Raw genomic sequence first — 16,681 nt, 5'->3', positions numbered from 1 at the left:
TATGCCTTTATCACAAGATGACTCTTCACCACGTCCTTTAGAAATTGCGGCTATTGACCTCGGTTCTAATAGTTTTCATATGATTATTGCGCGGGTTGTTAATGGCGCATTACAAGTATTAAGCCGTTTAAAACAGCGAGTTTATCTTGCTGATGGCCTTGATGATGATAACGAATTAAGCGAAGAAGCTATGTTACGTGGGCTCTCAGCCCTTTCTCTTTTTGCTGAAAGGTTACAGGGCTTTCCTGCGGAAAATGTCACCGTCGTGGGAACACATACTTTACGTGTCGCCACTAATGCAAAAGTCTTTCTTCAACGCGCCAAAGAAGTTATTCCTTATCCTATCGAAATTATTTCAGGACACGAAGAAGCCCGACTTATCTTCATGGGTGTTGAACACACTCAATCTGAAAAAGGTCGAAAGCTCGTTATTGATATCGGTGGTGGCTCAACAGAATTGGTTATTGGTGAAAATTTTGAACCAATCTTAATCGAAAGCCAACGCATGGGTTGTGTCAGTTTTAGCCGTCAATTTTTCCCAGAACAGAAAATCAGCGAATCCGCTTTTCGTAAAGCTCGAGAAAAAGCAGCGCGTAAAATGGAAAAAATTGCATGGCAATACAAAATGACTGGCTGGGATGTTGCTTTAGGAGCTTCAGGAACAATTAAAGCGGCCCATGAGATCTTAGTTGAGTTTGGTGAAAAAGACGGTGTTATCACACCAGAACGCCTACTTATGCTCACTAAACAAATCTTACGATTTAAGAAATTTAAAGATATCGCCCTTCCCGGATTATCCGATGAACGTAAACATGTTTTTGTACCAGGTTTGGCGATTTTATGCGGTATATTTGATTCTTTAGGATTAAAATCCCTACACCTATCTGATGGTGCATTACGTGAAGGTGTGCTTTATGAAATGGAAGGCAGATTTCGCCATCAAGATATTCGCCAACGTACTGCGAAAAGCCTTGCAGAGCACTATAATATCGATAGAGAGCAAGCAAAACGTGTTCTTGAAACAATGCAATCTCTCTACGCTCAGTGGGCATATCAAAATCCTAAATTGGTTCGTCCTGATTTAGAAGCCATTTTAATCTGGGCTGTCATGTTACATGAAGTAGGATTAAGCATTAATTTAAGTGGGTTACATCGCCATTCTGCCTATATTCTTTCAAATACTGATTTACCCGGGTTTAATCAAGAGCAACAACTGTTATTAACAACCTTAGTTCGATATCACCGAAAAGGGATCAAGCTAGATGAGTTGCCAAAATTTAATCTTTATAAAAAGAAACAGTATTTTCCACTCGTACAAATACTAAGATTAGCAACTTTACTTAATAATCAGCGACAATCGACGACAAAACCCGCATCTTTGCGTTTAGTTACAGATGAAAATCATTGGACTCTTTATTTTCCTAAAAAATATCTTTCCGATAACACATTGATGGAATTGGATTTAGAAAAAGAACAAGAGCATTGGCAGTCAGTTCCGGGTTGGAAACTGGATATAAAAGAGGAATCTGCTTAACAATATGATATTATGCAGAAAAAGACGCTAGCCAATGCGTCTTTTGTTGCATCTATCATACAACAATCATCACATAACAACATAGGTTTGATTTGTGACCATAATATGAACATCACCAACGCAATATTGTTCAAGATTCATATTTTTTATATGGAGAAGACCGATAATCATCCTAAAATGGAATAATTAGTGTCAATGGTTATCTCCCTCGTAAGAATTAAAAAGGAATAACATGTCTCAAACAGCTATCAACAATGATACTGCGGCTGCCATCAATCCGTATTCACAAAAAGTGGCACACCTGCGTCAGCAAATTTTGAGCATCTTTCTCGAAGATGAACATTTTGTTGAAACCGTTTTAGGTGAAGCAAGTGAAAATGATAGGCTGAGCCACCATGAACTTCATGAAAAAATCACCACTGTTAGAGAATTACTACAAGATCTACACGCGGCAGATATTGCAGATATTCTTGAAGCCCTTCCCTATGACGAACGTCTAGCCCTGTGGCACTTGGTTGATAATAATGAACGTGGTGCTGTTTTAGTCGAAGCTTCTGTCGCCGTTTGGGACAGCTTAATTAAAGATATGACTGACCGTGAATTATTACGATCGGTCGCCACATTACATGTGGATGAGCAAGCATATATCGCTGAGCACTTACCTCGCGATACAATGCGTCGCCTTCTTACCTATTTAGAACCAAGCCTGCGTAATAGAATAAGAGAAGTTCTTCAATATCCAAAAGACAGTGTCGGTCAGATGATGGATTTTGAGTTCGTTACTGTGCGAGGCAATGTCACGTTAAAAACGGTACAACGCTATCTACGCCAACGAGGCTCTATTCCTGAAGCAACAGATAAAATTTTCGTTATTGATAATAAAAACCATCTGTTGGGCGAGCTTCCATTAACCACCGTTTTAACTCAATCTCCTGATAAACTTGTCTCAGATGTAATGAAAACAGACACTGTTAGCTTTATGCCTGAAGAGAAAGGTGAAGATGCAGCGGGCGCGTTCGAACGTTATGACTTAATTTCAGCAGCTGTTGTTGATAGTAACGGTCTTCTAATGGGGCGATTAACCGTTGAAGATATCGTTGATAACATGCATGAAGAGAGTGATACCAATATTCGTCGTATGGGTGGTTTGAGCCCAGAAGAAGACGTCTTTGCCCCCGTCGGACAAGCTGTTAAAACACGTTGGACTTGGCTCGCTATCAACTTATGTACGGCTTTCGTTGCCTCTCGTGTTATCGGTGTATTTGAAGATACCATTTCCCAATTAGTTGCCCTTGCCACATTGATGCCGATTGTTGCGGGTATTGGGGGAAATACAGGTAATCAGACTATCACAATGATTGTTCGCGCATTAGCGCTACACCAAATTCAAACCGGAAGCTTTTCCTTCTTAATTTTAAGAGAGCTTGGCGTTGCCCTTATTAACGGCGTTGTTTGGGGTGGAATAATGGGAATTGTCACCTTCCTCCTCTATGGTGACCTTGCTATGGGCGCGGTAATGACAATGGCGATGGTATTAAACCTCTTAATGGCTGCCATGATGGGTGTATTGATCCCGATGACCATGATTAAATTAGGTAAAGATCCTGCGATTGGTTCAAGCGTTATGATAACCGCAATTACAGATACAGGTGGTTTCTTTATCTTCTTAGGTTTAGCAACTATCTTCTTAGTCTAAGAAAAGCCTCAATGACACTAACGCCACTGCTAATAAAATACAGTGGCGTTTTTTATATCGATAAATAATTAAGCTGTTGTTGAGAGGTAATAATAGACAAGCAACAATGCGATAATCGATGAAGTAATAAAAGTCTTTTTAACAGAGGCACTTAGTAAATAGCTATCATTTTGATTGGTGTTATTAAGCATGGTTTTTAATACTAAACCACCACCTAATGCGACGATAGAAAGTGATGCAAACAGAACAATTGCAGCTAAGAGAATAGCACTCATTGAGATAGAGACCATAAATCCTCCGACATATCAATTGACTTCCTGATGTAATTATAACCAAGAATAGTTTTTTTGATGCCTCTTTTTGTTTTTATTTTCAATTTGACGACAAAACAAAGAAAAACCACATTATGCATAAAAACACAAAAATAAAGTTAGCACTGTAAACTTTATTAGATATTAATTTCAATAAATAAAGTAATTATGAAATTCAATGTCAAGAACTCAGGATTTAACATACAGTAGAATATTCTAATAATTCATTTTCTATCAGATCATATCTTTCATTATTAATACTATTAGCTTTCTTAATTATCTAATAATAACTTTATTTCTGGAAAATAATAAATTAACTTATCTCTTAATTTATTATTTTTATGATTACTTAAATTAGAATAAATATATTCAGCATTAAACATTTTTTATTTAAAAATACAGAATTCTTACTTATTTATAAGCCACATAATAATTTTACTTTATACTGGCAAGTATTGTGATATTAACATTTAATTCCAGTAAATAGCGAAATCTAGAACTAATAAAATAAAGAAACCTCAATCAAACAGCGTATTATGTTGTTTTAATTTCATCTATTTACATTATTAAGAGCTTCCTGTTATAACTTAAAACATCATCACAACATTATTCTTTCTCGTATAAATAGCCTTTAAATAACCTTTTGCTGTTATTTATTGTCACCCTATTTTATTCGCTAATTTAAAAAGAATTTAATTGTGAACTTATTATTTTTATCACGATGATTATTATAGGTTGTTATTATGACATCACAATCACACTCCACTCAGCCGTTGAGTCAACCTACGGCAAGACCATTGAACCGCAGCGACTATAAAACGTTAGGTTTATCCTCACTAGGGGGAACTTTGGAGTTCTATGATTTCGTGATCTTCGTGTTCTTTACGAAAACATTGAGCCATTTGTTCTTTCCTGGTGATAACGCCTTTATTGCACAAATGCAGACATTAGGTATTTTTGCAGCCGGTTATCTTGCTCGTCCTCTGGGTGGCATTATTATGGCACACTACGGAGATATTATTGGTCGTAAACGTATGTTTACCTTAAGTATCTTCTTAATGGCTGTACCAACATTAGTTATTGGTTTATTACCCACTTATGCCAGCATTGGTGTTGCTGCACCATTATTGTTGTTATTAATGCGTATTATGCAAGGTGCGGCTATTGGTGGTGAAATGCCAGGTGCTTGGGTATTTATCGCAGAGCACACACCGAAACAACGTTATGGCTTAGGTGTAGGAACGTTAACCTCTGGTATTACAGGCGGTATTTTATTAGGTTCCATCGTTGCAATTATCGTTCAACGTAGCTATACCAGCCAAGAAGTGAATGATTTTGCATGGCGTATTCCCTTTATTTTAGGTGGCGTATTTGGCTTAATTTCTGTTTATTTACGTCGTTTTTTACAAGAAACCCCCATATTTAAAGAGATGGCGGCGAAAAAAGCGTTAGCACAAGAAATGCCCGTAGTTTCAGTTATTAAGAATCACAAGCAAGCGTGCTTAATTACGGCTGCGTTAACATGGTCTTTATCAACAGCTATCGTTGTCACCATTTTAATGACACCAGGTGTGATTGTTGAAGGGATCTATAAAATTGATAGAACAACGTCATTGGAAGCGAACTGTGTTGCAACATTAACTTTAACCTTAGGTTGCATATTCTGGGGTTGGATTGGTGACAAATTAGGAACACGCGCATCAATGACATTATCATGGGGTGGTTTGATTGTTACCGCGTTCCATTTCTATGGCAGTTTAGATCCAGCAATGTCTGGTTTTCAGTTAGCATTTAATTATGGTTTGATGGGCTTTTTTGTAGGAGCGATTGCAACTACACCTATTGTTAGCACAAGAGCATTTCCACCATCAATTCGTTTTTCTGGTTTGTCTTTTGCTTACAATATGGCTTATGCCTTATTCGGTGGATTAACACCGATGTTGACAGGAATATGGTTAGAAAAAACAGCAATGGCGGGTGCCTATTATGTCGCTGGCGTATCATTATTAGCTATTGCAGTCGCTTTCTTACCTTTAGCGTATAAAGGTTGGGCGGCAATAAAACCCACAACAAGAGAGAAAGATGTTGCATTGCAGATTGATAAAGTAATTGGTTAAGCCTTTATCAATGTATAAATATGTTCTATAAGTATCCCCTTATACAATACCGCCCTTACTAAGAGCGGTATTTTTTTGAATTGAATTTTATGGCAAGAAATACAAAAAAGGATGCCTTATGGCATCCTTTTTTCTTCTTAAAATTTTGTTTTTTTAATGGCAAAAATTACTGTGTCATTTTACTCAGCATAGGTGCTGTAAGCAGCATTAGAACTGCGATAACACCTGTTACAATACCGATTTGTAAGAAGACACTGCTGTAAATTTCTAATGAAGCATGAGCGCTTTGTACATCTTCAGGTACTGCCATTAAACTCGCAACTTTACCTGCAATAATTGCTGCGGCTGCCGAAGTTAAGAACCATGCGCCCATGATAAAGCCCATTAAGCGCTGTGGTACAAGTTGAGCAACCATTGCCAGGCCAAGTCCTGAAATCATTAGCTCACCGATACTTTGGAAACCATAACTTGCGACTAACCACCATGAAGACACAATACCTGCTTCATTTGCCATGCTTGCACCCAGTGGTAACACTAAGAATGCAGTCGCACTTAAGAACATCCCTACGGTGAACTTATATGGCATTGGCAGTTTATCACCCATAAAGTTATACACAGCCGCTAATAGAGGGCTTGCTAACATGATCCAGAATGGATTAAGTGATTGGAATTGTTCTGGTTCAACACTGAAACCTAACAGAGAGTGTTCTACGTTATGGATTGCGAAAAAGTTTAAAGACGTTGGCATTTGATCGTAAAGAACAAAGAAAACCACGGCTTCAACCATCAATAAGAATGCAACGATCATCTTGCGACGTGCAGCACCTTTCATCATAAAAGTTTCACGCGCAAAAATCAGGATGATACCTAATGAGATGATGGCTAAAGACCAGCTTGCCACTTCATTATTGTGTAACAGCCAAGTCGATAACGCAGTGAGTGCAACAATACCCACCAGCGTTAATAATAATTTTGAATAATTAAGCGGTTCAAAGTCAGGTTTAGAACCTTTATCTTTGATCCAACCACGGCAAACCATAAAGTTTGCTAAGGTGATCAGCATACCTACAACGCTTAATGCAAACGCAACATCCCAACCATAATTAGCCGCTAACCACGGTGTTGCTAACATAGATAAGAACGAACCTACGTTGATAGACATATAGTACATAGTAAATGCACCGTCTAATTGCGGATCGTCTTTCTCATAGCATGTTGCTAATAATGAAGATGGGTTGGCTTTAAATAAACCATTACCTACTGCAATCGTTGCAAGTCCCCAATAAATCACATCTTTATCGTGATCAGAGAATGCCACCATTGCATAACCAATTGCTAGTACGATCGCTCCAAGAATAATAACCCTTTTAGTACCAAGGATTTTATCCCCAAGCCATCCACCGATAGCAACAAAGCCATAAACTAATGCGGTAAATGCAGCAAAAACAGTGATAGCTTCTGCTTCACCCATGCCCAGCATTTTAACCAAGTAAACGGCCATGATCCCTTGCAGACCGTAATAGCCGAAACGTTCCCATAATTCGATTGAGAAGATGAGATAAAACGCACGAGGCTGTTTAAATGCATTCAGGCTCGGTTTTTGTCCATCGTCAGGTGTGTTTGCAGTTGACACTAAAAACCTCTAATTATTCTATTACGCCTTTATATTTAGGCTAATTTTTTACAAAAATTTCGTTATTTAAGACAGAGTTAAAGCTCGGTGAATTTCATACTGGATTGTTATTCTTTGAAAAGAGTTCAACGCAGAGAAAAACAAGGTTGGCATTCTATCACTGGAAAGCATAATTATCTAAGAATTATAACTAACTATTGCGTTTTATCATAGTTACAGGCATTTGTACAAAATAGTTATGCGGTTAAAAAAACAGCGAACAAAATAACTCACTGATAATCAATAATTTATTTTCCACTTAATTATCCCTATATAAACAATTAAGCTACGCTACTGCTTATCCATATTTTGCAAAATTATCTCTTATTGAATAACAACGATAAAATAATGCCAGTAGTAATTTGTTTTAACTGATTAAAATAACGTCAACAAAACACATTCCTTGACTTAATTTCCATATTTCCTCCATTTTTAACTGTGAAGAAACAGGTAGAATGTCACCATTCCAGATTTTCATTTCAGTATTTCTGATTAGCTAGTTGCCAGTGGGATCACAAAAGTAATGAATAAAAACAAAAATGCTAAAAAAAGAGTTTCTCTCATTATCGCTTTAATCGTCGTAATCGCAGGGGGTTACGCCTATTGGCAATTTAATGCAGCAAAAACAGCGTCGCCCGAAAATAAAGGGACTCAAGCAACAAACGCACAAAATCGAGGTACATCTGGATCTCGTCGTCCTCCTTTGCCGCCTGTTCAAGTTGCGACATCAACACAAGAAGATGTCCCTCAATTTTTATCGGCTTTAGGTACAGTAAAAGCCACTAACAGCGTAACCGTCACTAGCCGTGTTGAAGGTCAATTAATGGCGCTACATTTCACTGAAGGCCAACAAGTTCAAAAAGGTGATTTATTAGCTGAAATTGACTCTCGCCCATTTCAAGTTCAATTAGCTCAAGCTAAAGGACAACTTGCAAAAGATCAGGCTACATTAGCTAATGCGCGTCTTGATTTAGCGCGTTATCAGAAATTAGCAAAAACCAATTTAGTCTCACAACAAGAACTAGATAATCAGCAAGCTTTAGTAAAACAATCTGAAGCGAGTATTCGTATTGATGAAGCCTCTATCAGTAATGCACAACTGCAACTCACTTACAGCAAAATCACAGCACCTATTTCAGGTCAAGTGGGTTTAAAACAAGTGGATGTCGGTAATTATATTTCTGGTGGCTCATCGACACCTATCGTCGTTATCAATCAAATGGATCCTGTTGATGTACTTTTTACATTGCCAGAACAAGATCTCGCGCAAGTTATTCAAGCACGTAAAAATAATGCAGATTTACCTGTCACCGCATTAGATAGAAATAATCAATTTGAATTAGCTAAAGGAAAATTATTTAGTGTTGATAATCAAATTGATGCAACTACTGGCACCATTAAATTAAAAGCGCGTTTCCCTCAGCAAGAAACAACACTGTTTCCTAACCAATTTGTCAATGTCCGTCTTTATGTCACTACATTAGAAAAAGCAGTTGTTATTCCTAATGCAGCACTACAAATGGGTAATGAAGGCCACTTTGTTTGGGTTGTGGATAGCGAAAATAAAGTGAGTAAATTACGTGTTGAAGTTGCCTTACAAAATGCGGAAAAAGTCGTGATAGCCTCCGGTTTATCAGCAGAACAACGCGTTGTCACCGATGGTGTGGACAGATTAACACAGGGTGCGAAGGTTGATATCGTGACTCCGACAGCGCCAAAGACTAAAGAAAATAACCGTGTTGTTGCGGAGAAAGCGTAATGACCGAAAAAACACACGGTACAGGTGGGGGACCATCTCGCTTATTTATTCTGCGCCCTGTTGCAACAACCCTTTTTATGGTCGCCATTCTATTAGCTGGAATTGTTGGCTATCGTATGCTGCCCGTCTCAGCATTACCTGAAGTTGATTATCCCACTATTCAGGTCGTTACTCTCTATCCCGGAGCAAGCCCTGATGTAATGACATCAGCAGTTACGGCTCCATTAGAGCGTCAATTTGGACAGATGTCTGGATTAAAACAGATGTCGTCACAAAGCTCTGGTGGTGCTTCGGTGATCACACTGATGTTCCAATTAACATTACCATTAGATGTTGCAGAACAAGAAGTACAAGCTGCGATAAATGCGGCAACTAATCTGCTTCCATCCGATTTACCTTATCCGCCAATTTACAGCAAAGTAAACCCAGCAGATCCGCCTATTTTAACCTTAGCTGTGACTAGCTCAACCTTACCGATGACACAGCTGCAAGATATGGTTGAAACTCGTATCTCGCAAAAGATTTCACAAGTTAATGGCGTAGGTTTAGTGGCTTTAGCTGGTGGCCAGCGCCCTGCTGTTAGAGTCAAACTCAATGCACAAGCCGCAGCATCTTACGGTTTAGATAGCGAAAAAATTCGTGTAGCAATCAATAATGCGAACGTTAACTCAGCGAAAGGCAGCCTTGATGGGCCAACTCGCTCTGTGACGTTATCCGCTAATGATCAAATGAAATCATTAGAAGATTACCGCCAATTAATCGTTACTTATAAAAATGGCGCACCAATTCGTCTATCTGATATTGCAACTATTGAACAAGCAGCTGAAAACAATCAGCTAGGTGCATGGGCGAATAATGAGCAGGCGATTATTATTAATGTTCAACGTCAACCCGGTGTTAACGTTATTGATACTACTGATAATATCCGTAATTTATTACCTGATTTAGTCTCTAATTTACCGAAATCCGTTAATGTTGAGATCTTAACAGACAGAACCACAACGATCCGCGCTTCAGTTAAAGATGTGCAGTTTGAACTTGGATTAGCTATCGCTCTTGTGGTGATGGTGATTTATCTCTTTTTACGTAATGGTGTCGCAACCTTAATCCCAAGTATTGCCGTACCGCTTTCATTAGTGGGTACATTTGCTGTGATGTATTTTTGTGGATTCTCTGTCAATAACCTTACCTTAATGGCATTAACCATTGCCACAGGCTTTGTTGTCGATGATGCCATCGTTGTAATTGAAAATATTTCCCGTTATCTCGAACGTGGGGATAAACCACTAACAGCCGCCTTAAAAGGCGCTGGCGAGATTGGTTTTACCATTATTTCGCTTACCTTCTCTCTGATTGCCGTACTGATCCCACTGTTATTTATGGGAGATATTGTAGGCCGCTTATTTAGAGAGTTTGCAATCACCCTTGCTGTCGCCATTCTAATTTCTGCGGTGGTTTCACTCACATTAACGCCAATGATGTGTGCTCGATTGCTAAAACCTGAAAATGAAATCAAGCACAACCGTTTTGAAATGGCGTGCGAGCGTTTCTTTGAAAGAATGATCGCAGTGTATGCCGTTTGGTTAAAACGTGTTTTAAACCATCAATGGATAACCCTTGGCGTAGCACTTAGCACATTAGTGCTGACTGTATTGCTCTATATGTTTATTCCTAAAGGCTTCTTCCCATTACAAGATAACGGGCTATTGCAAGGAACCATTGAAACTTCACAATCCATTTCTTATCAAGCAATGGTAGAAAAACAGCAACAGGTCGTTGATAAATTAATTGATGATCCTGCTATTGATAATATTGCTAGTTTTGTAGGAATTGATGGAAGCAACGCAACCTTAAACACTGGCCGTTTGCAAATTACGTTGAAGCCACTTGATCAGCGGGATTCCCGTATTGATGTGATTATTCCTCGTTTACAAGAACGTATTGCTTCAATTTCAGGAATGACTCTCTATCTGCAACCTACCCAAGATTTAACGATTGATACGCAAGTTTCCCGTACTCAGTATCAATTTACGCTACAAGCAACATCATTAGATGAATTAGCTTATTGGGTGCCAAAACTTTCTCAAGCACTAAAAGATAGCCCTGAACTAACTGACATCAGCAGTGATTGGCAAGATAACGGCATGATGGCGTATATCAAAGTGGATAGAGATTCAGCAAGTCGTTTAGGCATTTCAATGAGTGAAATTGATAACGCACTTTATAATGCTTTTGGCCAGCGTTTAATTTCAACTATCTATACTCAAGCCAATCAGTATCGCGTGGTATTAGAACAAGATATTCGTAATGGTGATGGATTACAGGCACTTTCAGCCGTGCATTTAACGGGTAAAGATGGTGCGATGGTACCTTTATTATCTATTGCATCCGTCGAGCAACGCTTAGCACCACTTTCTATTAATCATCAAGAGCAATTTCCTTCAGCGACCTTCTCTTTTAATGTCGCTGAACAATCTTCTCTTGAAGAAGCCGTGAAAGCGGTGAAATTAGCTGAAGAGCAAATTTCTATGCCGAGAGATATCACCACTCAATTTCAAGGTGCGACGTTAGCATTTGAAAGTGCGCTTTCAAGTACTTTGTGGCTGATTATCGCAGCAATTGTCGCAATGTATATTGTATTAGGTGTGCTATATGAGAGCTTTATTCATCCTATTACTATTTTATCTACACTACCAACAGCAGGTGTCGGCGCATTATTGGCTTTAATTGCCGCAGGCAATGAGCTTGATATTATTGCAATCATTGGGATCATCTTGCTTATCGGGATCGTAAAGAAAAATGCGATCATGATGATAGACTTTGCCCTTGCTGCTGAACGAGAGCAAGGTTTAACGCCTTACGAAGCGATTTATCAAGCGTGTTTATTACGTTTTCGCCCAATCTTAATGACCACAATGGCCGCCCTTTTAGGTGCTTTACCTTTAATGTTAAGTACGGGTGTAGGGGCAGAATTACGTCAGCCATTAGGGGTTTGTATGGTCGGTGGCTTAATTATGAGCCAGATCTTAACCCTGTTTACGACACCCGTAATTTATCTGTTATTTGATAAATTATCGCTCTACATCAACCGTAATAAACACGTCGAGAATAATAACGGGGCTGTATCATGAAGTTCTTCGCCCTCTTTATTCAACGCCCCGTAGCAACCACGTTGCTCAGTTTGGCGATTTCGCTATGTGGTGCATTAGGGTTTATGTTGCTCCCTGTTGCTCCATTGCCCCAAGTGGATTATCCAGTTATTAATATTTACGCCTCCTTACCTGGGGCGTCGCCAGAAACGATGGCGTCATCTGTGGCAACACCGCTTGAGCGCTCTTTAGGCCGAATTGCGGGTATTGATGAAATGACATCAAGCAGTTCGCTTGGAAGTACCAGCATTACGCTGGTGTTCGATTTAAACAAAGATATCAATACCGCAGCTCGTGATGTACAGGCCGCGTTAAATGCCTCACAAAGCTTGTTGCCTTCAGGTATGCCAAGCCGTCCGCGTTATTATAAATCGAATCCTTCTGATGCCCCGATTATGATCTTAACGCTCACCTCTGATACTCAGAATACAGGGGAGCTTTACGATCTCGCTTCAACACGGTTAGCACAAAAAATCTCACAAATTGAAGGTGTCAGTGAAGTTTCGGTTGGTGGCGGTTCATTGCCTGCGATACGTGTCGCCCTCAATCCTGACGCGTTATTTAACCAAAATGTCAGCCTCGATGATGTTAGAAAGGCGATTAGCCAAGCGAATGTGCGACGGCCTCAAGGCTTTGTCAATAATGACGAAGGACGTTGGCAGATCCAAACTAACGATGAGCTCAGTAAAGCGGCTGAATATCGCCCAGTGATCGTCCATTACAATCAAGATGCAGTAGTGCGTTTAAGTGATGTAGCACAAGTTACCGACTCAGTACAAAACTCACGAGCGGCTGGAATGAGCGGTGGAGAGCCTGCAATTTTGCTGGTTATTCGTCGTGAAGCGGGTGCCAATATTATTGAAACTGTAAATCGCATTCGTGATGAGCTTCCAGAATTACGTGAGCTTATTCCCGCAAGCGTTGACTTAAAAGTCGCACAAGATAGAACACCCACTATTCGCGCATCATTAGCAGAAGTTGAACGTGCGTTAGCCATTGCTGTAGCACTGGTTATTTTAGTTGTGTTCTTATTTTTACGCTCCGGCCGCGCCACACTGATCCCTGCGGTTGCTGTACCTGTTTCATTAATTGGTACCTTTTCAGCCATGTATCTTTGTGGCTTTAGTTTAAACAACCTTTCATTGATGGCATTAACTGTGGCGACAGGCTTTGTGGTTGATGATGCCATTGTGGTGCTTGAAAATGTTTCCCGCCATATTGAGAATGGTTTAAAACCTAAAGAAGCCGCCTTAAAAGGGGTTGGAGAAGTCGGTTTTACTGTCCTTTCAATGAGTATTTCTCTTGTTGCTGTTTTTATTCCATTACTGTTAATGGATGGTCTTGTTGGGCGATTATTTAAAGAGTTTGCCATCACCTTAACAACAGCTATTGCTATCTCGCTATTTGTTTCTCTGACGCTAACACCCATGATGTGCGCGCATTTACTCAAAGGGATGAAACCCAAAGCGCAATTGCATTTACGCGGTTTTGGTAAGTTACTTTTCCGCGCTCAGCAAGGTTACAGTGTCACATTGCAAGCCGCCTTGCGTCATCGACGCTGGGTTATGGCCATTTTTCTCGCTACTTTGGGCTTAAATACTTATTTATACATCAGTGCACCAAAAACATTTTTTCCCGATCAAGATACGGGGCGTTTAATGGGATTTGTACGTGCAGACCAAAGTATTTCATTCCAATCGATGAAAGAAAAAATGACTCGTTTTATGCAGGAAATTAATGCAGATAAAGACGTTGATAGCGTAACGGGTTTTACGGGTGGCGGGCGTATTAACAGCGGATTTATGTTTATTTCCCTCAATCCGCTATCAGAGCGTACAGATAGCGCAAATCAAGTAATTAACCGCTTACGGACAAAATTAGCTAATGAACCGGGTGCCAATCTCTTTTTAATGCCAGTGCAAGATGTTAGAGCCGGTGGACGCCAAGCAAATGCCAGTTATCAATTTACATTATTAGCGGATGACTTAAGCGAGTTGCGTAAATGGGAGCCGATTGTCCGTAAAGCGTTAGGTGAACTGCCTCAGCTTGTCGATGTTAACTCTGATAAAGAAGATAAAGGCGCCGAAATGGCTCTTACTTACGATCGCGATACTATGTCGCAATTAGGTATTAATGTCAGTGATGCCAATAATCTGCTGAATAATGCTTTTGGTCAACGTCAGATCTCTACTATTTATGCACCGCTAAACCAGTATAAAGTCGTGATGGAAGTCTCTGAACAATATACACAAGATGTCTCTGCGTTAGATAAAATGTATGTGGTCAATAATCAAGGTGAGCGCATTCCATTATCCGCATTTGCAAGTTGGTATCCGGCGAATGCGCCATTAAGTGTGAATCACCAAGGATTATCTGCATCTTCAACTATTGCCTTTAATATTCCTGAAGGCTATACACTAGCTGATGCCATTAATTCTATTGAACGCACAATGACAGAATTAGGTGTACCCAATACCGTCAGAGGCACCTTTGCAGGTACGGCTCAGATTTTCCAAGAGACCATCAAATCACAGCTTATTCTTATCCTAGCGGCGATTGTAACGGTCTATTTGGTATTAGGTGTGCTTTATGAAAGCTATATTCATCCGCTGACCATTTTATCTACCCTACCTTCTGCGGGTGTGGGCGCCTTATTAGCATTACAGCTTTTTAATACGCCTTTTAGTTTAATTGCACTTATTGGCATTATGTTGCTGATTGGTATTGTGAAGAAAAACGCCATTATTATGGTGGATTTTGCAATTACTGCGCAACGTGAAGGTAAATTGTCGGCTAAAGAGGCCATTATTCAAGCTAGTCTACTGCGTTTTCGTCCTATTATTATGACAACGCTTGCTGCATTATTTGGGGCATTGCCATTGATGCTAGGTAGTGGAGATGGTGCCGAGTTAAGACAACCTTTAGGGATAACAATTGTAGGTGGTTTATTAATGAGCCAACTACTGACCCTTTATACCACCCCTGTTATTTATCTATTTTTTGATGGATTGCGTGAACGTTGGCAACAACGACGTATCAGCAAAAAAGAGGCAAATGCATGAAATTGAGAAGCAAGCTGTTCTTAGTGGTTTTCGCTACTTGTATGGTGGTCGTTCTCGCCATGCATATCGGTATTCGCGGTAGTTTTCAACAGGGATTTATTGGCTATATCAAGAAAAACAGTGAACAGCGTGCAACTCTTTTAGCAGAGGCCTTAACAGATCAATATACCTTAACGGGGGATTGGCGTTTCCTTAATAGAGATGATCGTTCTCTTTATCAAATATTGCGAAGTATTGACCAAATAAGCCAAAGCAGCGAAGGCCCTCCGCCAAGGGGATGGCGGACACAATTTTGGATTGTTGATAAAGACATGAAACGCTTATTTGGTCATGATAATCAATTTCCAGAAGAAACTTTCAGAAAACCCATTACTTTTCATGATGAAATTGTAGGATGGGTAATTGTAAGCGCTGCCGATAAAATCAGTAATGAAGCAGATATAAGTTTTGATAAACAGCAACTGCGCACCAGTTGGATAATTGCAGGTTTAACGGTTCTTTTTGCTTTATTGATCACTCTTATTCTTTCTCGCAATATGATACGCCCAGTTAAACGACTGGTTGAGGCGACACATAAATTAGCAGCTGGTGACTTTTCTGTGCGAGTAACGCCCACAAGCAAAGATGAAATCAGCCAACTCGCTATCGACTTTAATCAACTTGCCAGCACACTAGAAAAAAATGAGCAAATTCGGCGCGATTATATGGCTGATATCTCACATGAATTGCGAACCCCTCTCGCCATTTTAAAAGGCGAACTTGAAGCGTTACAAGATGGTGTCAGAAAACCCACAACAGAAACGCTAAACTCCCTTTTATTTGAAGTCACAAACCTGACAAAACTGGTTAATGATCTCCACCAGCTTTCATTATCAGATAGAGGCTCTCTAACTTATCGTAAAGATTTTATTGATATTAATGAGGTGATTTTGTTAGCTGTGGCTTCTTATCGCCACACATATCAAACTAAAGATATTACTCTGCTCACCGAATTAGATGATTTATCGCCACTCATTGTACAAGCTGATCCTGATAGGTTGATCCAGCTTTTCCATAATCTGCTAGAGAATAGCGTGCGCTATACTTATTCAGGTGGTCAATTACATATCAGTACCCAAAAAGGACAAAACCGTGTCATTATTTTATTAGAAGATAGTGCTCCGGGGCTTGATAGTGCGCAATACGAAGTTGTTTTCCAACGTTTTTATCGTGCAGAAAACTCACGAAATCGTGCAAGTGGCGGTTCAGGTTTAGGTCTTGCGATTTGCGAAAATATCGTTGAAGCTCATAATGGTAAGATAAGTGCCATGCCATCCTCTTTAGGTGGCGTGAAAATCCTTATAGAATTGCCCGCATATTCTGATGATCTTTAAGCCTATAA

At 39.7% G+C, this 16,681-nt stretch carries 9 protein-coding genes; 7 read left to right on the top strand and 2 right to left on the bottom strand.

Annotated features, from left to right (window positions below; genetic code table 11):
- Nucleotide 1: 1 nt before the first annotated feature.
- Together ppx and mgtE are read left to right on the top strand one after the other, a co-directional pair.
- The gene (gene ppx / locus DK857_RS05235; protein ID WP_109393992.1) at nt 2-1,534 is read left to right on the top strand and encodes an exopolyphosphatase; all 1,533 of its coding nucleotides are present in this window, start codon (nt 2-4) and stop codon (nt 1,532-1,534) included.
- A 232-nt stretch (nt 1,535-1,766) separates the two neighbouring features.
- Complete coding sequence (mgtE, locus tag DK857_RS05230; protein WP_109393993.1) at nt 1,767-3,230, top strand: magnesium transporter; 1,464 nt, start codon at nt 1,767-1,769, stop codon at nt 3,228-3,230.
- A gap of 68 nt (nt 3,231-3,298) precedes the next feature.
- On the opposite strand, the gene DK857_RS05225 is transcribed toward mgtE, so the two are convergent.
- Nucleotides 3,299-3,520, bottom strand: coding sequence for a hypothetical protein (locus tag DK857_RS05225; protein WP_109401721.1), 222 nt, complete (start codon nt 3,518-3,520; stop codon nt 3,299-3,301).
- A gap of 764 nt (nt 3,521-4,284) precedes the next feature.
- On the opposite strand from DK857_RS05225, the gene DK857_RS05220 reads away from it, so the two are divergent.
- Nucleotides 4,285-5,658 carry an MFS transporter gene (locus DK857_RS05220; RefSeq protein ID WP_109393995.1) on the top strand — a complete coding sequence of 458 codons (1,374 nt, stop codon included), beginning with the start codon at nt 4,285-4,287 and terminating at the stop codon, nt 5,656-5,658.
- A gap of 166 nt (nt 5,659-5,824) precedes the next feature.
- On the opposite strand, the gene dtpA is transcribed toward DK857_RS05220, so the two are convergent.
- Nucleotides 5,825-7,291 (bottom strand): dipeptide/tripeptide permease DtpA, encoded by a 1,467-nt coding sequence (dtpA, locus tag DK857_RS05215; RefSeq protein WP_109393996.1) that lies wholly within the window; start codon nt 7,289-7,291, stop codon nt 5,825-5,827.
- Between the two features lie 562 nt (nt 7,292-7,853).
- Here dtpA and DK857_RS05210 point away from each other — a divergent pair.
- The 4 genes from DK857_RS05210 to baeS are packed head-to-tail and all read left to right on the top strand — an operon-like array spanning nt 7,854 to nt 16,673.
- Entirely contained in the window at nt 7,854-9,089 is a 1,236-nt protein-coding gene (locus tag DK857_RS05210) for an MdtA/MuxA family multidrug efflux RND transporter periplasmic adaptor subunit (protein WP_109393997.1), read from the top strand.
- Nucleotides 9,089-12,220 (top strand): MdtB/MuxB family multidrug efflux RND transporter permease subunit, encoded by a 3,132-nt coding sequence (locus DK857_RS05205; protein ID WP_109393998.1) that lies wholly within the window; start codon nt 9,089-9,091, stop codon nt 12,218-12,220. The genes DK857_RS05210 and DK857_RS05205 overlap by 1 nt, the downstream gene beginning before the upstream one ends.
- Nucleotides 12,217-15,300: a multidrug efflux RND transporter permease subunit MdtC gene (gene mdtC / locus DK857_RS05200; protein ID WP_109401720.1), complete on the top strand. Its 3,084-nt coding sequence runs from the start codon at nt 12,217-12,219 to the stop codon at nt 15,298-15,300. The genes DK857_RS05205 and mdtC overlap by 4 nt, the downstream gene beginning before the upstream one ends.
- Entirely contained in the window at nt 15,297-16,673 is a 1,377-nt protein-coding gene (gene baeS / locus DK857_RS05195; RefSeq protein ID WP_109401719.1) for an envelope stress sensor histidine kinase BaeS, read from the top strand. The genes mdtC and baeS overlap by 4 nt, the downstream gene beginning before the upstream one ends.
- Nucleotides 16,674-16,681 lie beyond the last annotated feature (8 nt).

This window comes from Proteus terrae, from assembly GCF_003144325.1.
Taxonomy (GTDB): Bacteria; Pseudomonadota; Gammaproteobacteria; order Enterobacterales; family Enterobacteriaceae; genus Proteus; species Proteus terrae.
The sequence above is the reverse complement of the archived record's forward strand: the minus strand, read 5'-3'. Positions and strand labels throughout refer to the sequence as shown.